The 20,761-nt window shown below is 64.0% G+C and carries 21 protein-coding genes; 6 read left to right on the forward strand and 15 right to left on the reverse strand.

Going from position 1 to position 20,761, the window contains the following annotated elements; translation table 11 throughout:
• The first annotated feature begins 95 nt into the window (after nt 1-95).
• Nucleotides 96-1,130, forward strand: a complete 1,035-nt coding sequence (locus RPG13_RS05505) for an aspartate-semialdehyde dehydrogenase (RefSeq protein WP_095484850.1) — start codon at nt 96-98, stop codon at nt 1,128-1,130.
• 110 nt (nt 1,131-1,240) lie between these two features.
• Here RPG13_RS05505 and RPG13_RS05510 read toward each other — a convergent pair whose 3' ends face one another.
• Nucleotides 1,241-1,666, reverse strand: a complete 426-nt coding sequence (locus RPG13_RS05510) for an ACT domain-containing protein (RefSeq protein WP_095484849.1) — start codon at nt 1,664-1,666, stop codon at nt 1,241-1,243.
• Between the two features lie 157 nt (nt 1,667-1,823).
• Between RPG13_RS05510 and RPG13_RS05515 the strand changes: the two genes are divergently transcribed.
• The 3 genes from RPG13_RS05515 to RPG13_RS05525 all read left to right on the forward strand — a co-directional run bounded on the left by RPG13_RS05515 (nt 1,824) and on the right by RPG13_RS05525 (nt 3,693).
• Nucleotides 1,824-2,729: a bestrophin family protein gene (locus RPG13_RS05515; RefSeq protein ID WP_337124541.1), complete on the forward strand. Its 906-nt coding sequence runs from the start codon at nt 1,824-1,826 to the stop codon at nt 2,727-2,729.
• A gap of 133 nt (nt 2,730-2,862) precedes the next feature.
• Entirely contained in the window at nt 2,863-3,273 is a 411-nt protein-coding gene (locus RPG13_RS05520; RefSeq protein WP_292627806.1) for a DoxX family protein, read from the forward strand.
• Between the two features lie 156 nt (nt 3,274-3,429).
• Nucleotides 3,430-3,693 (forward strand): glycine zipper domain-containing protein, encoded by a 264-nt coding sequence (locus tag RPG13_RS05525; RefSeq protein WP_095484846.1) that lies wholly within the window; start codon nt 3,430-3,432, stop codon nt 3,691-3,693.
• An 80-nt stretch (nt 3,694-3,773) separates the two neighbouring features.
• On the opposite strand, the gene rpsP is transcribed toward RPG13_RS05525, so the two are convergent.
• From rpsP to RPG13_RS05565, 8 genes are all read right to left on the reverse strand, one after another.
• Complete coding sequence (rpsP, locus tag RPG13_RS05530; RefSeq protein WP_126036094.1) at nt 3,774-4,175, reverse strand: 30S ribosomal protein S16; 402 nt, start codon at nt 4,173-4,175, stop codon at nt 3,774-3,776.
• A gap of 51 nt (nt 4,176-4,226) precedes the next feature.
• The gene (locus RPG13_RS05535) at nt 4,227-4,553 is read right to left on the reverse strand and encodes a chorismate mutase (protein ID WP_292627809.1); all 327 of its coding nucleotides are present in this window, start codon (nt 4,551-4,553) and stop codon (nt 4,227-4,229) included.
• A gap of 7 nt (nt 4,554-4,560) precedes the next feature.
• The gene (gene ffh / locus RPG13_RS05540) at nt 4,561-6,171 is read right to left on the reverse strand and encodes a signal recognition particle protein (protein WP_337124542.1); all 1,611 of its coding nucleotides are present in this window, start codon (nt 6,169-6,171) and stop codon (nt 4,561-4,563) included.
• A gap of 446 nt (nt 6,172-6,617) precedes the next feature.
• Nucleotides 6,618-7,559 (reverse strand): glycosyltransferase, encoded by a 942-nt coding sequence (locus RPG13_RS05545; RefSeq protein ID WP_128243418.1) that lies wholly within the window; start codon nt 7,557-7,559, stop codon nt 6,618-6,620.
• Between the two features lie 67 nt (nt 7,560-7,626).
• On the reverse strand, nt 7,627-8,571 hold the full coding sequence (locus RPG13_RS05550; RefSeq protein WP_337124543.1) for a CPBP family intramembrane glutamic endopeptidase: 945 nt from the start codon (nt 8,569-8,571) through the stop codon (nt 7,627-7,629).
• A gap of 201 nt (nt 8,572-8,772) precedes the next feature.
• A complete protein-coding gene (locus tag RPG13_RS05555) occupies nt 8,773-9,372 on the reverse strand; it encodes a DUF1236 domain-containing protein (protein WP_292404598.1) in 600 nt (199 codons plus the stop codon).
• 63 nt (nt 9,373-9,435) lie between these two features.
• The gene (locus RPG13_RS05560) at nt 9,436-10,533 is read right to left on the reverse strand and encodes a zinc-binding metallopeptidase family protein (RefSeq protein WP_126104311.1); all 1,098 of its coding nucleotides are present in this window, start codon (nt 10,531-10,533) and stop codon (nt 9,436-9,438) included.
• A gap of 100 nt (nt 10,534-10,633) precedes the next feature.
• Nucleotides 10,634-11,881 carry a flavin monoamine oxidase family protein gene (locus tag RPG13_RS05565; protein ID WP_126104310.1) on the reverse strand — a complete coding sequence of 416 codons (1,248 nt, stop codon included), beginning with the start codon at nt 11,879-11,881 and terminating at the stop codon, nt 10,634-10,636.
• A gap of 262 nt (nt 11,882-12,143) precedes the next feature.
• Here RPG13_RS05565 and RPG13_RS05570 point away from each other — a divergent pair, with 262 nt between their 5' ends.
• Entirely contained in the window at nt 12,144-12,938 is a 795-nt protein-coding gene (locus RPG13_RS05570; RefSeq protein WP_337124544.1) for a lytic murein transglycosylase, read from the forward strand.
• Nucleotides 12,939-13,053: 115 nt separating this feature from the next.
• Here RPG13_RS05570 and RPG13_RS05575 read toward each other — a convergent pair whose 3' ends face one another.
• Both RPG13_RS05575 and leuD read right to left on the reverse strand, forming a co-directional pair.
• Nucleotides 13,054-13,986, reverse strand: a complete 933-nt coding sequence (locus RPG13_RS05575; RefSeq protein WP_292627156.1) for a hypothetical protein — start codon at nt 13,984-13,986, stop codon at nt 13,054-13,056.
• A 61-nt stretch (nt 13,987-14,047) separates the two neighbouring features.
• The gene (gene leuD / locus RPG13_RS05580; protein WP_126104308.1) at nt 14,048-14,653 is read right to left on the reverse strand and encodes a 3-isopropylmalate dehydratase small subunit; all 606 of its coding nucleotides are present in this window, start codon (nt 14,651-14,653) and stop codon (nt 14,048-14,050) included.
• Between the two features lie 161 nt (nt 14,654-14,814).
• On the opposite strand from leuD, the gene RPG13_RS05585 reads away from it, so the two are divergent.
• On the forward strand, nt 14,815-15,240 hold the full coding sequence (locus RPG13_RS05585; protein WP_337124545.1) for a GNAT family N-acetyltransferase: 426 nt from the start codon (nt 14,815-14,817) through the stop codon (nt 15,238-15,240).
• 250 nt (nt 15,241-15,490) lie between these two features.
• Here the strand turns inward: RPG13_RS05585 and RPG13_RS05590 are convergent, their stop codons facing one another.
• The 4 genes from RPG13_RS05590 to RPG13_RS05605 all read right to left on the reverse strand — a co-directional run bounded on the left by RPG13_RS05590 (nt 15,491) and on the right by RPG13_RS05605 (nt 20,547).
• A complete protein-coding gene (locus RPG13_RS05590; RefSeq protein WP_337124546.1) occupies nt 15,491-16,657 on the reverse strand; it encodes an NAD(P)/FAD-dependent oxidoreductase in 1,167 nt (388 codons plus the stop codon).
• Nucleotides 16,658-16,720: 63 nt separating this feature from the next.
• A complete protein-coding gene (locus tag RPG13_RS05595; RefSeq protein WP_442921329.1) occupies nt 16,721-18,298 on the reverse strand; it encodes a HAMP domain-containing sensor histidine kinase in 1,578 nt (525 codons plus the stop codon).
• The gene (locus RPG13_RS05600; RefSeq protein ID WP_337124548.1) at nt 18,295-18,990 is read right to left on the reverse strand and encodes a response regulator transcription factor; all 696 of its coding nucleotides are present in this window, start codon (nt 18,988-18,990) and stop codon (nt 18,295-18,297) included. The genes RPG13_RS05595 and RPG13_RS05600 overlap by 4 nt, the downstream gene beginning before the upstream one ends.
• Before the next feature lie 3 nt (nt 18,991-18,993).
• A complete protein-coding gene (locus RPG13_RS05605; RefSeq protein WP_337124549.1) occupies nt 18,994-20,547 on the reverse strand; it encodes a DUF4153 domain-containing protein in 1,554 nt (517 codons plus the stop codon).
• Nucleotides 20,548-20,761 lie beyond the last annotated feature (214 nt).

Below are 20,761 nucleotides of genomic sequence, written 5' to 3' on the forward strand. Positions count from 1 at the left end.
CTAACCACCCTCTCCCGGGTCCGGCCCGGGGGTTGAAACCCGCATCGGCCGGCGGGTTTTCTCCAAAAACCGAGCGGAGAGGACAGGAGATTTCGATGAGTTTCAAGGTTGCAATCGTCGGCGCCACGGGCAATGTGGGCCGGGAAATGCTCAACATACTGGAAGAGCGCGGCTTTCCGGTGAGCGAGGTGGTGGCGCTGGCCTCGCGGCGCAGCCAGGGCACGGAAGTGTCGTTCGGCGACCGCACGCTGAAGGTCAGGACGCTCGACCAATATGATTTTTCCGACACCGACATCTGCATCATGTCGGCCGGCGGCAATGTCTCGAAGGAATGGTCGCCAAAGATCGGCAAGCAGGGCTGCGTCGTCATCGATAATTCGTCGGCCTTCCGCTATGACCAGGACGTGCCGCTGATCGTGCCGGAAGTGAACCCGGACGCGATTTCGCTGTTCACGCGCAAGAACATCATCGCGAACCCGAATTGCTCGACGGCGCAGCTCGTCGTGGCGCTGAAGCCGCTGCACGACTTCGCCACCATCAAGCGCGTCGTCGTCGCCACCTATCAATCGGTATCCGGCGCCGGCAAGGAAGGCATGGACGAGCTGTTCACGCAGACACGCGCGGTTTTCGTCGCCGACCAGGTCGACGTCAAGAAGTTCACCAAGCGCATCGCCTTCAACGTCATCCCGCACATCGACGTCTTCCTCGACGACGGCTTCACCAAGGAAGAGTGGAAGATGGTGGCCGAAACCAAAAAGATGCTCGACCCCAAGATCAAGCTGACGGCGACCTGCGTGCGCGTGCCGGTGTTCATCGGCCATTCGGAAGCGGTCAACATCGAGTTCGAAAAGCCGATAACCGCAGACGAGGCACGTGAGATTCTGCGCGAGGCGCCAGGCTGTCAGGTTCTCGACAAGCGCGAGGACGGCGGCTACATCACGCCGCTGGATTCGGCCGGCGAGGATGCCACCTTCATCTCGCGCATTCGCGAAGATTCGACCATCGACAATGGCCTGTCGATGTGGATCGTCTCCGACAATCTGCGCAAGGGCGCCGCACTCAACGCGGTGCAGATCGCCGAATTGCTGATCGAGCGCGGACTGATCCAGCCGAAGAAGAAGGCGGCTTAGTTTTCGCTCACGGGCCGTATCGCCGCTGCCGCGGCGGGCCCTCCGCGGGGGCGCCGGACAGCCCGCGGACGCGGGCTCGGCCTTCGGCCGGATAGCTCCCTTCTCCCAGCTCACGGGGGAAAGGTAGTCACCCCCCGATTCTCCTCCGCCAGCCTCCGCAGCACATCTATCGCCTCCTCCGCCCGGTCGGCCGGGACGAACAAATGGTCATGATAGAAGGCCGAGACCGGATTGACGCCGATTTCGGCGGCGGCCAGACGCGTGGTGATGGCGGCGAGGAAGCCTACCGCCTCCAGCGACGAATGGATGTTCAGCGTCACCATCCGGCAGCGGAAGACGGTTTCCAGGCCAGCGGCCTTGGCTTTCTCTTCAAGCGCGATCACCGTCGTGCCCTCGCGCTCGCGAAACAGCATCACCGGCTCGAGGCTGTCTGGCATGGGCGCATCGGGCGGCAGTTTGGCGAAGACATGGATGCCGGGTCGCAATTCCGGCGCCATCGTCGCCAGCAGTTTTTTCAGATCGGTCTCGCCGGCCATCGATTTGCTCCCGAATGTCTTGCGGATTTTCGATAATTTACTTTGCCCCAAACCGGCAAGACGACATCGCCATGTCGCTGGCGGCCGGGCTTGTTCGTGTACTGCATCGCACAATGTAACCGATCAGGACCATTGTCGGTCCGTGAAAGGGGTTTCGATGATCGTTCGCCCGCGGCCGGGATTCTTGCATCTGTTCTTCATCATGCGCGGCTCGGTGGTGCCGCGCATCCTGCCGCAAATCTTCGGCTTCGGCATCTATGGCGCGCTGGTGGTGCTGGCGGTCAGGGCGCTGAAGCTCGATTTCGGCAATGCCGGCCCAGCGCCGTTCGCCTTGCTCGGTGTGGCGCTGTCGATCTATCTCGGCTTCCGCAACAATGCCGCCTATGACCGCTGGTGGGAGGCGCGCAAGCTGTGGGGCCAGCTTGTCTTCGACATCCGCAATCTGGCACGTGCCAGCACCGGGCTGATCGAAAACCGGGCGGAACTGCGTGGCTTCTTGATGGAGGCGATCGCCTTCTGCCACTTCCTGCGCGGCCTGCTCAGGCGGGTGGACGCCACGTCGGATGCACGCGCGTTCATCGGCGACGAAGCCGAAAAAGCCGCCAGGGCGGCCAACCCGCCCGACGCCATGGTGCGGCGGATGGGCGAGCGAGCCGCCGCGCTGTACAAGTCCGGGGCGATCGACGTCATGGGCTATCGCATCCTCGACGAGCGCCTGGCTGAAATCGCCGCAGCGCAGGCCGGCTGCGAGCGCATCATGGGAACACCGCTTCCGTTTGCCTACACGCTGCTCCTGCAGCGCACCGCCTATATCTTCTGCCTGCTGCTGCCGTTTGGGCTCGCTTCGACGGCCGGCTGGGCGACGCCGCTGTTCACGGCGCTGATCGCCTATACCTTCTTCGGCCTCGACGCGCTTTCGGAAGAACTGGAGGACCCGTTCGGCACCGAGGCCAACGATCTCGCCCTCGACGGCCTTTGCCGCGTCTGTGAAATCTCGGTGTTCGAGGCGCTCGGCGAGGCGCCGCCGAAAATGATCCCCGCCGAAAAGTTCTATTTTTCCTAGGTTTGTTCCCACGCTCATCGCAGGACCGCGCGCCCAAAAACCAGAGGCGTGTCGGATCGCCATCTCACGCCGCGTCCTTGGTTCGGGTCCTGGCTAAGAGGATCAGTGCTCAAAACAGCCGAAGGGAACATCAATGACCATTTCTCCAACAGCATCCGTCACGCCGCGCGCGCTGTGGACCGGCCGCGGGCTCAGCGCCCTCATCGTGCTGTTCATGATCTTCGACGGCGTCATCAAGCTGCCGCCGCTCGATATCGTCACCCAGACCATGGTTGAGCTCGGCTGGCCGGCCGATCCCAACGTCTCGCGCATGCTCGGCGTCATCGGGCTGGTCTCGGCCGCGCTCTATGCGGTGCCGCGCACCGCGGTGCTCGGCGCCATCCTGCTCACCGCCTATCTCGGCGGCGCGATCGCGACCCATATACGTATCGGCAGCCCGCTATTCTCGCACACACTGTTCGGCGTCTATCTCGGATTCATCCTGTGGGGCGGCCTTTTCCTGCGCGATCCCAGGGTGCGCGCGCTGATCCCTTTCACGCGTTAAGCGGCGGTCTCGAAAGCCGTTCTATGGCGGTCGCGCCGCCAGAGAGGGCGCTTTCTGCCGCTGCCCTTCTTCGTTGCCTTTGGATCAAATCGCCCGGTTGCGAGTTAGGAGATGTGGCGGTGAGGACGGAAAACCCCCGTTTTGGGAGGAACGACAATGAAGAAACTGGTAGTCCTGATGGTATTGGCAACCTCGCTCGCAGCCTGCTCCCGGACAGAACAGGGCGCTGCGGTCGGTGGCCTGGGCGGCGCTGCGGTCGGTGCTGCAGTGGCCGATGACGCAGTTGGAGGTGCGCTGGTCGGTGGTGCTGTCGGCGCCGTCGCCGGCGCACTGATCGGTCGTGCCACGGAAAGCGGCCAGTGCCGCTATCGCGGTCGCAATGGGCGTGTCTACATCGCCCGCTGCCCGGAAGGCTATTGATCGGGCCACGTCATAAGTCGGACGAAACAGCAAAACGGCGGACAAAAGCGCCCGCCGTTTCGTAGGGGATAGAAAGCGAATTATTCCGCGGTCGCGGCTTCCGCCTCGGCCGGCGCGGCTGCCGCGGCGGCAACAGCGGCGGCTGCGTCTTCCTGCGCCTTCTTCAGAAGTGCGGCGCGTTCCTGCGCCTTCTTGCCGGGCTCGGCCTTCTTCGGGTTGGAGCGGGCCTCTCGCTTGGCAATGCCGGCCTCGTCGAGGAAGCGCAGCACGCGGTCAGTCGGCTGGGCGCCGTGCGAGAGCCAATGCTTGACGCGGTCGGCGTCGACCTTGACGCGCTCGCCGTCCTTGGGGAGCAGCGGGTTCCACGAGCCGAGCGACTCGATGAAACGGCCGTCGCGCGGCGAACGGGCGTCGGCGACGACGACGTGGTAATAGGGACGCTTCTTCGAGCCCGCACGGGCCAGTCGGATTTTCAGTGGCATTTCTTTTCTCCTAAAACTCTTATTTTCGTTGATCGGGGTTTATGATTGTTGTCAGCCGGTTTTCGTAACGCCGTTTGATGCGGCGATCTGCTCGTGATGCCGGATCACTTCGCGGACGACGAAGTTCAGGAATTTCTCCGCGAAATCCGGGTCGAGATGGGCATCCTTCGCCAACTGGCGAAGGCGGGCGATCTGCTGCTGCTCGCGTGCCGGATCGGCCGGCGGCAGGCCGTGCGACGCTTTCAGCACGCCGACCGCCTTGGTGCAGCGGAAACGCTCGGCCAGCATGTGGATGAGCGCTGCGTCGATGTTGTCGATCGAGGCGCGGTAGTCGACCAGCGCCGCATGTGCGTCGGCCATGTCCTTTTCTTCGTTCATGGCGCCCTCACTTCTTCTTGCCGAGTCCGGGAAGCCCGCCGCCGCCCAAACCAGGAAGCTTCATGCCGCCGGGCAGCCCGGGCAGGCCGCCACCACCACTGGGAAGGCCACCGGGAAGACCCTTCATGCCGCCGAGACCGGCTGCCTGCGCCTGCTTCTGCAAGGCTTCGAGCTGCTTGGGGTCCATCTTGGACAGGTCCGGCATGCCGCCGCCCATCATGCCGCCCGGGCCGCCCATACCCCCTGGCATCATGCCGCCGAGGCCCATCTTCTGCGCAAGGCCGCCCATCATGCCGCGCATCAGGCCACCGCCTTTGCCCTTGCCGCCCATCGCCTTCATCATGTCGGCCATGCCGCGGTGCATCTTCAGGAGCTTGTTGATTTCGGCCGCATCGGTGCCGGAGCCGGCGGCGATGCGCTTCTTGCGCGAGTGCTTCAGAATGTCGGGGTTGGCGCGCTCGGCCTTGGTCATCGACGAGATGATGGCGAGCTGGCGGCCGAACATCTTGTCGTCGAGACCGGCGGCGGCCATCTGGTCCTTCATCTTGCCCATGCCCGGCATCATGCCCATGATGCCGCCCATGCCACCCATCTTCGACATCTGCTGAAGCTGGCCGGCAAGGTCGTTCAGGTCGAACTTGCCCGACTGCATCTTCTTGGCCATCGCCGCCGCCTGTTCGGCGTCGATGTTTTCGGCAGCCTTTTCGACGAGGCTGATGATGTCGCCCATGCCGAGGATGCGGTCGGCGATGCGCTTGGGATGGAATTCCTCCAGCCCGTCCATTTTCTCGCCGGTGCCGATCAGCTTGATCGGCTTGCCGGTGACGGCGCGCATGGAAAGTGCTGCACCACCACGGCCCTCACCGTCCATGCGGGTCAGCACCAGGCCGGTGATGCCGACGCGCTCATCGAAACTTTTCGCCAGATTGACGGCGTCCTGGCCGGTCAGCGAATCGGCGACCAACAGGATTTCGTGCGGCGACGACACCTTCTTGATGTCGGCCATCTCGACCATCAGCGGCTCGTCGATATGGGTGCGGCCGGCGGTGTCGAGGATGACGACGTCATGGCCGCCGAGCTTTGCCGCCTGCACGGCGCGGCGGGCGATGTCGACCGGCGTCTGGCCCTCGACGATCGGCAGCGTGGCGACCTTGACCTGCTCGCCGAGCTGACGGAGCTGCTCCTGCGCGGCGGGACGCCGCGTGTCGAGCGAGGCCATCAGGACCTTCTTGTTCTGACGCTCGCTTAGGCGCTTGGCGATCTTGGCCGATGTCGTCGTCTTGCCGGAGCCCTGCAGGCCAACCATCATGATGACGACCGGAGCCGGTGCGTTGAGGTCGATGGCGACGCCCTCGGCGCCCAGCATCTCGACCAGCTCGTCATGGACGATCTTGACGACCATCTGGCCCGGCTTGATCGACTTCACCACAGCAGCGCCGACGGCCTTCTCGCGCACCTTGTCGGTGAAGGAACGCACCACTTCCAGCGCCACGTCTGCCTCGAGCAGCGCACGGCGCACCTCGCGCAGCGCCGCCGAGACATCGGCCTCGGACAGGGCACCGCGGCCGGTGAGGCCGTTCAGGATCGAGCCAAGACGTTCCTGTAGCGATTCAAACATTCTTTTTCCTTTTCCCTGGCACCCGGATGATGCCCGAGAGGTAATGCGTTCGCGCCCAGTGTCCAAACAGTCCGAGCAAAAGTCCAAAGCCAAAAAGCACCCGGGGGCGCACAGCGCTGCCGGATGTTGGCCTCCAGGATCGATTTACAGCACGTCACCTCAACGAGGTTTCGGCGTCCCGGTCGGCTTGCTCGGAGGGATACTCGTCGCGGAATTCGCGGCGTGTAGACAGGAAATCGGGCGCGGAGTCAAGGTACGGACGTGATATGGCCAGGTCAGGCCCTTCCCTTCTCCCCTTGTGGGAGAAGGTGGCCGAGCGAAAGCTCGGTCGGATGAGGGGTGTTCCAGCTTGGCTGCGACGGCACTCCGTCCAACACCCCTCTTCCGTCTTGGCGCTGCGCGCCAATCCACCTTCTCCCACAAGGGGAGAAGGAAAAAAGGGGCGGTCATGGCAGCGTTTCGCCGTCGAGGATCCGGGCATAGAGATCGAGATAGCCCTTTGCGGTGCGGGAGATTGGAAATCGGTCGACGGCAGAGTCCCGGCAGCGCTGCGGGGAAAGGCCGGCGATCGCGTCGAGGGCCGCAGCAAATTCCTCATCGCTGTCGAAGAACCGTCCGGTGTCGTCGTCGACGATCTCGGGCATGGCGCCGCGCCGCGTTGTCAGCACCGGCGTTCCGCACAGCATGGCCTCGACCGGCGCCATGCCGAACGGCTCTTCCCAGGCGATCGGGTTGAGAAAGGCCTTTGCCGCGCCCAGCAGGCGCTGTTTTTCGTCGCCGTCGACGACCCCATGGAAGCGAAAGCGGCTGCCCAGGCTCTTGAAGAAAACGCCATCGCGCCGAACCTGGCTGCGTAGCAACAGCCGCCAGCGCGAGCCACCGGCGATATCGAGGGGAAAATCGAATTTTTTCGCGAGATCGACCGCACGGTTCAGATTCTTGCTGGCGCGCGAGATGCCGGCGAGAAACAGAAGGCGATCGTTCTTCGAACCGGCCAGGCGGTAGGTGTCAGTCGGAAAGCCATTGTAGACGAAGGTCTTCCTGCCGTGGTTGCGCGCGTGGCTGGCGCTGACGAAACTCCAGTTTGGCTGCGGCCTGGGCTTTTCCGGGGAAAAGCCGTGCGCGGTATTGAGGGTCGGGAAGGGAACGTCGAGAAACCAGCTGTGAAAGTGGACGATATCGGCGTCCGCGGGGATGGCGGCCCGGCATTGCGCTTCCGAAGACGCATGCCGCACCTCGCAAAGCGGGTGGCTCGAGTCGGGATCGACAATCAGCACGACACGATGGCCAAGCCGGGCAAGTTCCGACGCCAACCAGTCGACCTGGCGCTGGGTGCCGCCATAGCCCCTGGAGGGGATGGTTCCGGTCACCGCCAGTGCGATGCGCATCAGCTTGGCCCGCCAGTTTTTTGCTTGACCATGATCTTACCCAAAAACCGGTTTCCACTTTTTGGGATCATGGTCTGTCCGGCTCGACCTTCAGCGGCGAGCGCGGATGCAGCAGCAGCAGGATCGTCAACAGGCTGCAGACGATGCCGATCGCTGCGATGAGGACGGCATCAAGCGTCGTCCAGCCGGCGCCTTCGAGCGGCTTGGCGTTGAACAGGGCGAAGGAATTGTAGCTTTGCTGGTGCGAAATCAGCAGGAAGCCGGTCAGATTGTTGCCGAGATGAGCGCCGAAGGCCGCGCCGAGATTGCCGGTGACATAGACCACAAGCGTCAGGAGCAGCGCAAAAGCGGCGATCGCGGCCAGAACGCAGGCGTTGATGGCGGCCGTCGAGCTTGGGCTCCAATGCATCGAGGTGAACAGAAGTCCTGGCAGCAATGCCCAGATGAAGGGGTTTTTAAACCGGTTGGCCAGGCCCCTGAGGAGATAGCCGCGGAACAGCACTTCTTCGGACGAGGTCTGCAGCAGGGTCAGCCCGGCGATCGGGATCAGGAACAGCAGCCAGGACGACAGGCCGATCGCACCGCGCGCAATCTCGGGCTGCAAGAGATAGAGCAGGATTTCGGAGAGCAGCGATGTGACCAGCACCGCGGCCAATCCCTTGAGGAATCCCGAGCGCGAAACACGGCGGCTGGTACCGATCAGCACCGACAGCGGCTCGCGGTGGACCCAGCGCATGGCAGCCCACAGGCCGAGCCAGATTCCGGCAAAAGAGGCGAGCGCAGCGAGGATTCCGGCGGGCGAAGCCATGAAATTCTGCACCGCCCCTCCTTCTATCGGGGCCGAGGATGCCTGCCAGATAACAAAAAGATAGGCGCCGCCGAACAGCACGGCGACGGTTGTCGCGACCCAGAACAGGATGGCGATCGACGTTCCGAGCAGCAGGCGCGGCAGGGTCGTCTTGGCGTTGGGAATATGCCGGTAACGCTCGAAAGCGGTTGGATCGATCGTCACGCGGGTTCCTTGCCTGATGCATCGGGTCGCATGATCTAGAGCATCGGATCCAAAAGTGGAACCGTTTTTGGGAAAATCCGGTGCTCAAAAAGCTGGAGCGGCGGCACGCCGCTCCAGCGCGAAGCTCTGGATGAAACGATATCGGACCGAGGCGGCCGCCGTTGCTCTTGCCCCAGCGGCCGGCCTGGTTGCTTGGTTATGTCAGCGCTCGACGTACATGATGCGTCGGGTGCCCGGATCGACCAGCGCCGGCTGGCCGTTCACATAGACATAGCGGTAGTCGTAGTCCGGAATCTCGCGCAACTCGACGGTATCGGGCAAGGTCGCGCCCGTAACCACCTCGCCCTCGAGATAGACCGGGTCGAGCCGGTTCGTGTCGATATAGGTGCGGACTTCGGCCGGCGGCCGCCTGATCGGCTCGATCGGCTCGCCAGCGACGATCGCTCCGGTATAGGTATCGTCATAGTCCATGTCGGCGGGCGCTTCGACGATGGCAATGCCTGCGTCGGCCGGGCGCCGGGTCAGGACAACGTCGTTGCCGCCGAAATCGGCCGTCACGTAATCGGAATAGATCCAGCCCTGGCCATTGGCCTCCGCAATGGTGCACCATTTGCTGTTTTCGATGCAGCCCTCCAGCGTTGCCGACTGACCGGCAGCGAGCGTGCCGATGACCGGGTATTGCGGGCCGGGGCCGGCGCGCACGTTGAGATCGGCGACAGCCGAGACGGCGGTATCGGCCAAGGCTGCGCCCGACATGGCGACAAGCGCTCCGGCGACAGCAGGAAGCAGTATGCGTTTCATGATTTCGCTCCGTTTTCGTAATCCCTCGCGAACGAAAACGAAACAAGTCCTCATGCGTTCCGGCTAAAATGCCTCGGCCGGCTCACGTTTTGTTCCAGTTTCTTTCGCTACACCGGTCAGGAGTTCATGGACGAAAGCCAGCTTCTGTGCGGTCACCTCCGAGATGACGAAGGGATAGAGGTCCGGCAGGCCCATGCAGCGGTTGATCGAGTTGGACGCTTCCGACAGCACCAGCCAGCGGGCCAGGATCTTTTCGAACGGTTCGGGAACGGCGGCAGGTTCCGACGGCGCCGGTTGCAGCTCGCCGCCGGTGTCGCCCCGCGACAGGTCGTTGGCCTCCACGGTTTCCAGCCGGCCGAGCGGGAAATTCAGCGCATGCACCATCTCCAGCGTGTCGGTGATGTGCAGATGGTGCGCCCATGTCTCGGCCCAGTCCTCCCAGGGATGGGACGTGGCATAGGCCGAAATGTGGCCCTGCTGCCAGTCGGGCACAGCACCATTGGCATGGTAGGCCTTCAGCGCCTGCTCGTAATCGACGCGGTCGTCGCCGAACAATGCGCGGAAGGCGGTGAGCCGTTGCGGGTCGTCGCGGATCAGGCGGTCCCAGTAGTAGTGGCCAAGCTCATGGCGGAAATGGCCGAGCAAAGTGCGGTAGTTCTCGCCCATCTCGACGCGCCGTCTTTCGCGCTCGGCCGAGTCCGCCTCGGCGACATTGAGCGTGATCAGGCCGTTGCCATGGCCGGTCAGGATACGTCCGCCACCCGGACCGCCGCCGATCGGATCGGCGAGGAAGTCGAAGGCGAGGCCGACCTCGTCGTCGGCGTTCCGCTTGGGTGCGACCGGCAGTCCGGCAGCGAGCAGCGAATAGATTGCCCGCTTCTTTGCCGCTTCGACGCGGATCCAGCGACGGCGGTTGCCATCGACCGAAAGGTCCGGGATCAACTGGTTCAGCATGCAGGCGCGACAGAAGGCATGACCCGGTTCCGCCATCCAGTTGCAAGCGCACTCGTCGGCATTGGTGCACTGGAAAACGCCGCCGGCGCCGGACAAGACGAAGCGCGCATGCCTGGGATCGTACAGCACGGAGCTGGCGCAGTTCAGGCACTGGGCGTTCTCGAAGTAAAGGCGGTGCCCGCAATGCGGACAATCGAAGAGCTTCATCCCAATCTCAAATCATCAGGTCTTAGATCGTCAGGCCCGGATATAGTGCGGAGCGGCATTTCGCCCAAACGCCCGTCAGCGGCCGGCGTTCCTGCCGATGCTATTTTGCCGCAAGCTGGGCGGCGACCATTCTCGCCACCGCCTCGCCCGATAGCCTGGCGCCGCCGCAGGTCTGCATCAGCGGGCCGGCCAGATGCTCGCCGGCGAAGAAGATTTTCTCCGCGACCGGCTGCATCAGCGTGGCGCGCGCCCGCGAACGGCCGGGCCGGGCCGCCGCATAGGCGCCGCGCACGAACCGCTCGCCGCCCCAATTGGTCATCATGGCGCGCCCGACATGTTTTCTGACGTCGCCGCCGAAGATGGCGCACAGCCGGTCGACGACGAAGTCGACGCCTGCCGCCTCGCCCGCCGCCGACATCTCCCAGGCGAAATCGCCGCCGACGAAGCCGACCATCAGGTCGAGGTCGAAGGGAAAGCAAAGGAAGTAGATGTCGTGCCGGGCCAGCCGCTCGATCAGCAGGTCGTCGAACGGCTCAAGCCCGAGCCTTGTGCCCCTGATTTCGACCGGCAGCTTGGTCAGCATGCCCATCGGCAGGTCGAAGAAGGCAGCGAAATGCGTGTCGGGCAGCGCCGGCGCGAATTCGATCTCCTCGAAGGCGAGCACCGCCGGCGAGGCGGTGACGATGGCCGCCTTGGCGCGAATGGTGCCGCGATCGGTGACGCAGGCGACGCCAGGCACGTCCCAGAGGATTTTCCGCACCGGCGTCGACAGCTCGACCGGCACGTCGGCACCGAAACGGGCGACCAATGCGCCGAACCCCTCCTTGGTGAAATAGTTCGGCTCGAGATCGGCGGCGGCCTGAAAGTCGCGGATCGATATCTCGTCCTCGTCGGCGCCGAAATCCATTGGCCCGGCGAAGGTGGCGGCGGCGCGCGGCGCATGGCCCCTGGCGAGCAACGCCGAAAGACGGTCGTCGTCGCCATCCTTGACCTCATGCGCCGCCAGCAGCTCGAACAGCCTGATATCGGCCGCCTTCATTGCGGCCTCTTCGTCCTCGCTGGCCTTTCGGTCGCGATAATAGAGATGATCGATATTCATATCGTGATGGTGGAGCGTCCAGCGAGCGGCTTGTGCCTCGGGAAAGTAGGGATTGCGGTCGGCCGCGTGCAGCCAGGCGCAGCCGATGTCGAAAGGAACGCCGAAATGCTGATCGCTGGTCCAGGCGCGGCCGCCGATCCGGTTCATCGCTTCGAACAGCTTGAAAGAAAGGCCGGCTGCACGCAGGGTCTTGGCGGCGGAAAGTCCGGCCGAGCCAGCGCCGATGACCACGACGTCAACGTCTTCCATGAATATTCCAGCCCCCGCCACAATAATTACTTGATCGTAAGCAAGTTCTCCGGCATTCGCCAGCGCTGCGGCGGGGATACGTAAACGACTTCTTAGCGCATCGGCCCGAAAATCGGTTCCGATTCTCGGAAGCACGATGCGCAGATTAGAGTGTCAGAGCGTACTGCGTCCAAGTGGACGAACGCCGCTGCAACAGTGACAAGCGAGCGTTTCGCTGGCAAATTCGTATTTGGGACGTGATCCAGGCAACCAGGAGAGCAACATGGCATTTCTTGCCAAGGGAAAGATTTACACAGCGGCAGCATTGATGATGCTTGCGGCGGCAACAGGTGCGCAGGCCGCCCAATGCGGCAAGACGAGTGCGGGCTTCGAAGCGTGGAAGGCAGATTTCGCCGCGGAGGCTAGGGCCAACGGTGTAGGCTCGAAGGGTCTAGCCGCTCTGGCTCGCGCGACCTACGCAACAAAGACGATCGCCGTCGACCGCGCCCTTCATAAGGCTTTCAGCGGCTCGGTGGAAAGTTTCATGAAGCGCCGTGGCGGATCTGCGATCATTGCCAAGGGCCGTGCGCTGAAGAAGTCGAACGCGGCGCTGTTCGACAAGATCGAACGGACCTACGGCGTACCGCCGGGTGTGTTGCTCGCCATCTGGGGTATGGAAACTGGCTTCGGCGCCTCCATGGGCAAACAGAATACGGTCTCTGCCATTTTAACGCTTACCTATGATTGCCGCCGTCCGGAGTTCTTTTACCCGCATGGCGTTGCAGCCCTGAAGCTGGTTGATCGCGGAGCGTTGAGCGCCTCGTCGGTCGGTGCCGCTCATGGCGAGATTGGCCACACGCAGTTCCTCCCCGGAAACGTTTTGAAGTATGGAGTCGGCAACAAAAATCTGCGCGACAAGAGCACTGCGTTGGCTTCCACTGCCAACTTCCTCAAGGGTCATGGTTGGCAGGCCGGCGCGGGTTATCAGGCGAATATGGGCGCAATTGCTGGCTGGAATTCCGCGAGCGTCTATCAACAGGCCATCGCCCGCATGGCCACGGCGATCGATGGCGATTGATAGAAATCTCTATTCGACGGAAAGCCCGGCCATGGCCGGGCTTTTTTGTTGATGTTCTAAGGTTACGACTGCCGCCGCTCGGCGGCACCCGGGATGACGGCGCGAAGCAGAGGAGCTAATTCGGCGAGCCGAGCGCCTTGTCCATCGCTTCCATGACCTCGGCCGGCCACGTGGTCCGCGCCGGCCATGCGTCCGGCTCGGGCTTGTCGCCGCGGCGGGCGAAATAGAGCTTTTGGTTGGCCGGATCGACCGCCATGAAGCCGTCATTGCCGCCGCAATCGTGCGGCACGCAGCCGCTGGCATAAAAGGCGCCGCCCGAGGCGGTCTTCTCGGTGCCGCCGCCGACCAGCAGGCTGGTCGCCATGTCGGGCATGTCCTTGCCGAGCAGCTTTTCAGCCGCCTTGTAGACGGCCTCATTGCGGAAGGCGTCGATGATGTTGTCGTATTTCGCCGGATCGATATCCTTCCAGCCGGTGCCCGGTTCCGGCATGTAGGTGAGATTGCCCGAGGTCGACAATCCGCCCGTAGGCGACCATTGCAGCGTCGGTTTCGAAGCTCCCGGCAAGAGATAAGGCACGAAATAGATGGCGCTGTCGGACACCGCGGCCGGCGGCGCGCCGCATTCGTCCTGCTCGACCGTGATGCTCTGGATCATGCCGCCTTCCGGCTTCCACACGATCACCTTGGCCGGGCCGCATTGATTGCCGCCGTCGCCGACATCGACCAGCGCCACCTTGACGCCGCCGACCTCGACTATTCTGTCGAAGAAGACGTCGTAATTGCTGGCCAGCTGCTTGCCGTCATAGGCCAGCACCTTCTCGCCATACTCTTCCTGCTGGGTGATGGTCAGCTGGCCGCCCTCGAACGGGACCGGTGCTTGGCTGTCATCGTCGGCTAGGGCCGCATTGCTCGACGCGCCCTGGTCGGCGGCCCCGCCGGACGCATCGTCAGCCGGCACGAGCACCATGTCGGTCTGTGCATGCGCGCCAGCCACCGACGTTAGAATCCACGCCAGCGCGCACGCGCCGGCAAGAAGCGAACGTGTCATGACTGTCCCTCCCTTCAGCCGCCACGAACCCGGCCTGTCGCAGCCGGGGTCATCGCACCGTTCAGGCCCAGGGGCGCAGCTCGGCGTTCTTCTTCTCGAACGAGGCGATGGCGCCGGCCTTTTCCATGGTCAGGCCAATGTCGTCGAGCCCGTTGAGCAGGCAGTGCCGCTTGAAGTCGTCGAGGTCGAACTTGACCACGCCGCCGTCCGGTCCGCGGATTTCCTTGGCTTCCAAGTCGACCGACACCGTAGCGTTGGAGCCGCGCGAAGCGTCGTCCATCAGCTTCTCCAGATCCTCCGGGCTGACGGTGATCGGCAGGATGCCGTTCTTGAAGCAGTTGTTGTAGAAAATGTCGGCGAACGAGGTCGAGATGACGCAGCGTATGCCGAAATCGAGCAGCGCCCACGGCGCATGCTCGCGCGAGGAGCCGCAGCCGAAATTGTCGCCGGCGACCAGGATCTGCGCCTTGCGATAGGCCGGCTTGTTGAGCACGAAGTCCGGGTTTTCCGAACCGTCGTCCTTGTAGCGCATTTCGGCGAACAGTCCGCTGCCGAGCCCGGTGCGCTTGATCGTCTTGAGATAATCCTTGGGGATGATCATGTCGGTGTCGACATTGACGATCGGCATCGGCGCGGCGACGCCGGTGAGCTTGGTGAATTTTTCCATGGTCTTTGCCCGTCTTCTTTTCGCTGCGGGGGATGTGTTGGCGCCCGGTTTACACAAAGAGGCGGGCAAATAAAAGGCGGCTGTCGTCGCTCGTGGTTCGGAACACAAAATCGGCACCAGACAGCTTCAAAACCGCCGCCCTATGGTGCACTTTCACCGGCATGACAACGCGATCCAAAATCCTCTACGCCAGCGAACCAGCCCTCGACGCTGCCGAGTTCCGCCGCGTGCTGGTGGAATCCGGCCTCGGCGCCACCCGGCCCATCGATGACGAAGCCCGTTTGAAGACGATGCTTGCCAGCGCGGATATGGTGTTGACGGCGCGCCTCGATGCGCCTGGCAAGCCGCTGATTGGCCTCGCCCGCGGCATCACCGACTTTTCCTGGGTGTGCTACATTTCCGAGCTCGCCGTTTGCAAATCGGCGCAAGGGCTCGGCATCGGCAAGGGCCTGCTCGACGAAGTGCGGCGGCAGCTCGGGCCGTCCGTCGCCGTCTCACTGATTTCCGTGCCCGATGCCGTCGGCTTCTACGAACGGATCGGCATGACGCGCATGGCGGACGCGTTCTGGTTTGGCCGCGAGGGTTGACGGCCTGGCTAGGCCTCTGCACCGCAGCATCGCCTGTCGCGATCCTTCGCGCCCCCTCTGTCCTGCCGGACATCTCCCCCACACGGGGGGAGATTGGCAGTTTCAGCGCTCCGCTTACTCCTGCAATGTTGAAGGTTGGCGAAAGCGGCGGTGACGGCCGATCTCCCCCCTCGTGGGGGAGATGTCCGGCAGGACAGAGGGGGGCGCTGTCCCGCCGGCACCAAAGAGGACCGTCGCGGCGCCGTTGTTGTTAGATCACGTTCAGCTCCCGAAAAGCCCGCCCTTCGGCGACACGGCTGTACCCAAACGCCGTGCAATCCACCGTGCGGTAGCCGCCATGCACGATCAGCTCGGCCAGCGCCTTGCCGACGGCCGGCGCCTGCTGCAGGCCGTGACCGGAAAAACCGTTGGCGAACAGGAAATTCTTCACCTCAGGATGCGGGCCGATCACCGCGTTCTGGTCGAGCGTGTTGTAGTCGTAATGGCCGGCCCAGGCGCGCGTCGGCTTGATCGCCTCGAAGGCCGGAATGCGGGTCGCCAGCACCGGCCAGATCACCTCTTCGAACAGCGGCCAGTCGGGCTCGAAATCGCCGGGGTCAGCGGGGCCGTCGCCCTCTTCCGGCTCGGCACCGCCGGTGATGTAGACCGAGCCTTCCGGCCTGACATAGATGCCTGAGGGATCGACCAGCAGCGGCATGTCGGCGTATTTTTCGCGCGCCTCGAAGACGAAGACATTGCGCTTGCGCGGCTCCACCGGCAGCGCCAGCCCGACCATATCAGCCACCTTGCCGGCATTCGGCCCGGCGGCGTTGATGACTATGCCGGCCTCGAGCCGCTCGCCATTGCCGAGGCTGACGCTGGTGACACGATCGCCCTGGCGCTCGATGCCGGTCACATCAGCGGTGATGAAATCGATGTTTTTGCCCCGCAGCGCCTTGCGGAACAGCATCAGCATGGCATGCGCGTCGAACCAGCCTTCGCCGCTGCGGCCATAGGCGCCGGCGGTGATGCCCTCGGCCGACAGCCAGGGGAAGCGACGCACCAACGCATCCGCATCCTCAAGCACGATGTCGGCGCCCTCGGCCATCTGCGCCTCGTGGTTGGCCCGCAGAATCGGCAGCCCGTTCTCGCCGGCAAGGATGAGATAGCCGCCCTCGCGAAAGCCGATATCGGCGTCGGCGCCGAACTCTTCCGTCAGCCGCCGAAACAGTTTTAGCGTGAACTGAGACAGGCGGATGTTCTCGGGAATCGAAAACTGCTGGCGAATGGAAGCGCAGGACAGCGTCGTTGCCGCATGGGCGAATTGCGGGTCGCGCTCGACCAGCGCGATCGAGCCCGAAAATCCTTCCCCGCGCAGATAATAGGCAATCGAGGAGCCGACGATGGCTCCGCCGATGATGACGATATCGTAGCGCACTTTCTCGCTTCTCCAGTTCTAGAGCATGATCCCGAAAGCCGGTTTTCGGAATCAGGCTCCAATTCATACAACCGGCAGGATGATCTCGAAGCGCGTGCCGCGCTCGGAGTCAACCAGCCGGATCGTGCCATCATGCGCTTTCAGGAGGGCCAGCACGATGCCGAGGCCCATGCCGGTGCCGCCTGAATCGCGGCGCGTGGTGAAGAATGGCTCGAAGATGCGGGCCTGGTTGCTGGGCGAAATGCCGGCGCCATCGTCGCTCACCTGGATCGTTGCCTTGCCGTCCGCGCTCGCCGCTGTCATCGAAACCAGCGTCGCGCCATGCCGCGCCGAATTGTCGATGAGATTGGCGAGCACGATTGCCGCGTTCTCGGCCGAGATGCGCAGGCCGATATCACCGCCCGCCTCGATACGAACCGCCAGCCTGTCTTCGGCCGGCAGCAGCGCCAGTGCGCCGCCGAGCGACGTGCTTTCGCCGCTGGGGGCAAGATTTTCGGCGCGCGCCAGGTCGAGCAGACGACGCACCAGCAAATTGAGCCGCCCGGCGTCGGTGACGATGTTGTTCGAGAACCGCCGTCGCTCGGCCTCGTCCATCGCGCTACCCGAGTCGCGCAGCAGTTCGGCCGCCCCCTGGATCGCCGTCAGCGGCGATTTGAGCTCGTGCGAGACATGCGTGGCGAAGGTCTGGATGCTGTCCGAGCGCGCATGCAGCTTTTCGGCCATGTCGAGAAAGGCGGCGGACAGCGCTGCCATCTCGCTCGTGCCGTGGTGTTCGAGCGGCCTGATCGCTTCGCGGTCGCCGGCGGCGATGCGCTTCGTGCGTTCCATCAGCGCGTAGATCGGCCGGCTGACGGTGCGCAGGAAGACGAGCGCGATGAGCAGCGTGCCGCCGAGGATGGCGATCGCCGCCAGCACCACCTTGCCGCGCTCGCCATAGAGGTGCTTGACGATGTTGTTCGGCGTTCGCGACAGGTAGACCACGCCGGCGACCTTGCCGGCGACCGCGACCGGCAGGGCGACGAAAACGCGGACTCTCGTGCCGCGGCTCACCGAGTAGAGCGATGGTGGCGGCTCGTCGGAGATCCTCTGCCTGAGCGCGCTGGCGTAGCGGCCCGCAAGTCCTGCGCGAACCTCCTCGACGGCGCTGAGCGACATGCCGACCTCTTCGCGTCCGGCGATGACGACGCCTTTTGCGTCGAGCAGCCGGAAGCCGGCAAGCGTGGTTCTCTGCGTCTCGGCAAGAATGCCCGACAGCCGTGCCCCGACCGCTGAGAAGGCGGGATCGACGATGGCGGCAGTGGCCACAGGCCGGGTTGGAAGAACGGAGTCAGAGGCAAGATCGAGGCGCGGCTCGATCGGCCGGTAGGGAGAGTTCGGATCGCTGGCACTGGCGGCAGGCACGGCCGCTCCGAGCTTCTCGGCCGGGATGCCGGCGTCGCGGACCTCTTGCGCATAGATGGCGGCAAGGGCGGCACCTTGCGCGATCAGCTCGGCCTCGGTCTGGCGGATCAGCTGGTTCTCGTAGAGCCGGAAGAAGAACAGGCCGACCAGCGGCAGCGCCATCACCATGATGAGGATGGCGACAACGATGGTGGCGAGGCGCGGCCGCCATTTGCTGCCAATCCATTTTTGGGCGCTCACGCGCCGCACCGGCCCAGCCGGAAGCCGACGCCATGCACGGTCTCGATCGCGTCCGTGCAGCCGGCCGACGCCAGCTTGGCGCGGATGTTGCGGATATGGCTGTCGACGGTGCGATCGGCGACATGGATGTTGGCTGCATAGGCATTGGCCATCACCATGTCGCGGCCGAGCACATGCGCCGGGCGCGCCAGAAACCCTTTCAGGATCGCGAATTCGATTCCCGTCAGCACCAGCGGCCTGCCATCGAAGCTGGCGGCGTGGCTGGCCGGCACCAAAGCCAGCTTGCCATGCGAGAACTGCCTGTCGTCGGTCTGTTCCGCCTTTGTCGGACGGGCGCGTCGCAGGATGACATTGACGCGGGCGACCAGCTCGCGCGGGCTGAACGGCTTGGTGACATAGTCGTCACCACCCATTTCGAGGCCGAGGATGCGGTCGATCTCTTCATCGCGCGCGGACAGGAACAGCACCGGCACGTCCAATGTGTGCCGCAGCCGCCGACAGACCTCCAGCCCGTCCATCTCCGGCATGCCGATATCGAGCACGACAAGATCGGGGGCGCGGCGCTCGATCGCCAGCAGGGCGGCGGCGCCGTCGGAAACGGCAACCGTCTTCATCCCGGCCTTTTCGAGCGCAAAGCAGATGATCTCGCGGATGTGCGGATCATCGTCGGCGACCAGGATGTGATGCGGCATGAATCAGCGGCCCGGCACGAAGGGTTCGGAGCCCTGAGGAACCACGAACGGGATACGTGTGTCGAGAGTGCGAAGCAGCCGCCAGTCGCGAAAGCTCCAGGCGCGCCAGTTTTCTCGGGCCGCGAGATAGTGGGCCTCGTCCTGCCCAAGCAAACGGGCGAGCTCGCGGTAGGAGGAAACGCTGGCCGCATTCGTCTTGCCCTGATGCTCGAGGAAGCGATCGAGCGCCGGCCAGGCGCTGGGACCGAGCGAGCGCAGATACCCGAAATCGAGCTCGGTGCCCTGGCCGGTCATTTCGAAGGAGTGCTCGACATTGTAGTTGGCGATCAGCGCCGCGAAGTTGATGAAGCAGCAGGCATAGAGTTTCACCGAAAGCGTCAGAAGATTGGCGGAAAGCAGCCATTCGTTGGATTTCTCGAGCGCGATGCGGGCGATGATCAGGGCAAGGCCCGCCGCCACCAGCCCCATCCAAGCGAAGGCGGCGATGCGCCAGTAGGTCAGCGCATAGACGCCGATATAGAGGTCGAGCCGCAGGATCGACGAGACGACCAGCATGATGTTCTGCGCCACCCAGACATAGACCAGCCGGCGGATGAGCGGATCGCCGGAGGTTGTGCTGCCTGGCCGCAGCGCTGCCAGGACGAAGCCAGCGGCGAGCAGCGCCGTGACGATCAAGGGATAGGCGCCGCGATGCGCATAGGCGGCGTAGGTCAGCCCGTCGGGCAGGGCGATGCCGCCCCACAGATAGGTGACGTCGAGCGCGGTCTGCATCGCAAACAGGATGTTGAAGACGACCAGCGCGCGAAGAATGGCGGCCTTGCCGAAGATGATGTCCTCGATTGCCGTGGCGGGTTTTGTCGTCGTCACCTGGCCGACAGGCATAGACGATACCACACGCGGAATGGAGCGAAGAGAGCGCGGCAGGCGCGGGCGCAGAAAGGCCCAGACGCCGGCAAGCACGAACAGCCAGAAGGCTAGCCGCGGCAGCTGGATGAGCTTGAGCCACGCGAGCAGATCGATCAGCGACAGCCAGTATTCGATGACCGGATTAGCGGCGCCGAACAGAGCGAGAAACACCGTTCCCAGCGACAGCGGCATGACCCAGACGGCGATCGCCGCGAAGCGGATGCGGCGCCGGCCAAGCCGCCGCGCCGCCTTGCGCCAGCGGAAGAAATCGTGGACGAGCCGGAATGGTGCCGCGAGCAGGAAGAGCGCGACCAGGCCGGCAATGCGGGCAAGCCCGCGCCGCAGCCGGCCGACCAGCGAAAGCGCGAAGACGGCCATGGCCACCAGCCCGATGGCGACGGACAGCGCACTGACATTTTCAATGAGCGGCAGCAGCCCGACAAACAAGGCGGCAAGTCGGAGCCACAGGCCGCGGACGCTGAGCGCCGAAGGCTGGATGGCCGCGGCTGCGGCGGCAAGCGTAATGCCGAACAGGAAAAGCGTGATGCCGACGGGCTGGCCGTAGAAGAAGAAATCGGCCAGCGCGGCAAGCAGGACCGCAACGCCGAAGCGCGCGCAATAGCTCGGCGCGGCCGTAAGCAACGATGTCATGATCGGACTTTCTCAGCGGCTTTGATCCGGCCGGCATATCTGGGCAGAGATTTGGGGATGAAGGGGAAGAGGGTCGCCGAAGTGCCGGGTGGATCGACGAGCCACCAATCTTCGCTACGGAGCCGGTAAGGCAGCGACCAACGGGGTTTTTCTCTCTCTTGCATGCCGCCCTTTTCGCCGGCCGAAATGCAGGCAGCGAGGCGGGTCCAAGGAG

Source organism: Mesorhizobium sp. ISC15, assembly GCF_037162615.1.
GTDB classification, from domain to species: domain Bacteria; phylum Pseudomonadota; class Alphaproteobacteria; order Rhizobiales; family Rhizobiaceae; genus Mesorhizobium; species Mesorhizobium mediterraneum.

What these genes read in the sequence shown, in the direction of transcription:
- RPG13_RS05545 (WP_128243418.1), bottom strand. Translation starts at nt 7,559, where the DNA reads ATGCGCATCGCACTGGCGGTGACCGGAACCATCCCCTCCAGGGGCTAT.
- RPG13_RS05570 (WP_337124544.1), top strand. Translation starts at nt 12,144, where the DNA reads ATGGCATTTCTTGCCAAGGGAAAGATTTACACAGCGGCAGCATTGATG.
- RPG13_RS05555 (WP_292404598.1), bottom strand. Translation starts at nt 9,372, where the DNA reads ATGAAACGCATACTGCTTCCTGCTGTCGCCGGAGCGCTTGTCGCCATG.
- RPG13_RS05575 (WP_292627156.1), bottom strand. Translation starts at nt 13,986, where the DNA reads ATGACACGTTCGCTTCTTGCCGGCGCGTGCGCGCTGGCGTGGATTCTA.
- rpsP (WP_126036094.1), bottom strand. Translation starts at nt 4,175, where the DNA reads ATGCCACTGAAAATCCGACTGGCCCGTGCGGGCTCGAAGAAGCGTCCC.
- RPG13_RS05600 (WP_337124548.1), bottom strand. Translation starts at nt 18,990, where the DNA reads ATGCCGCATCACATCCTGGTCGCCGACGATGATCCGCACATCCGCGAG.
- RPG13_RS05525 (WP_095484846.1), top strand. Translation starts at nt 3,430, where the DNA reads ATGAAGAAACTGGTAGTCCTGATGGTATTGGCAACCTCGCTCGCAGCC.
- RPG13_RS05565 (WP_126104310.1), bottom strand. Translation starts at nt 11,881, where the DNA reads ATGGAAGACGTTGACGTCGTGGTCATCGGCGCTGGCTCGGCCGGACTT.
- RPG13_RS05585 (WP_337124545.1), top strand. Translation starts at nt 14,815, where the DNA reads ATGACAACGCGATCCAAAATCCTCTACGCCAGCGAACCAGCCCTCGAC.
- RPG13_RS05560 (WP_126104311.1), bottom strand. Translation starts at nt 10,533, where the DNA reads ATGAAGCTCTTCGATTGTCCGCATTGCGGGCACCGCCTTTACTTCGAG.
- RPG13_RS05535 (WP_292627809.1), bottom strand. Translation starts at nt 4,553, where the DNA reads ATGAACGAAGAAAAGGACATGGCCGACGCACATGCGGCGCTGGTCGAC.
- ffh (WP_337124542.1), bottom strand. Translation starts at nt 6,171, where the DNA reads ATGTTTGAATCGCTACAGGAACGTCTTGGCTCGATCCTGAACGGCCTC.
- RPG13_RS05515 (WP_337124541.1), top strand. Translation starts at nt 1,824, where the DNA reads ATGATCGTTCGCCCGCGGCCGGGATTCTTGCATCTGTTCTTCATCATG.
- RPG13_RS05510 (WP_095484849.1), bottom strand. Translation starts at nt 1,666, where the DNA reads ATGGCCGGCGAGACCGATCTGAAAAAACTGCTGGCGACGATGGCGCCG.
- RPG13_RS05520 (WP_292627806.1), top strand. Translation starts at nt 2,863, where the DNA reads ATGACCATTTCTCCAACAGCATCCGTCACGCCGCGCGCGCTGTGGACC.
- leuD (WP_126104308.1), bottom strand. Translation starts at nt 14,653, where the DNA reads ATGGAAAAATTCACCAAGCTCACCGGCGTCGCCGCGCCGATGCCGATC.
- RPG13_RS05605 (WP_337124549.1), bottom strand. Translation starts at nt 20,547, where the DNA reads ATGACATCGTTGCTTACGGCCGCGCCGAGCTATTGCGCGCGCTTCGGC.
- RPG13_RS05505 (WP_095484850.1), top strand. Translation starts at nt 96, where the DNA reads ATGAGTTTCAAGGTTGCAATCGTCGGCGCCACGGGCAATGTGGGCCGG.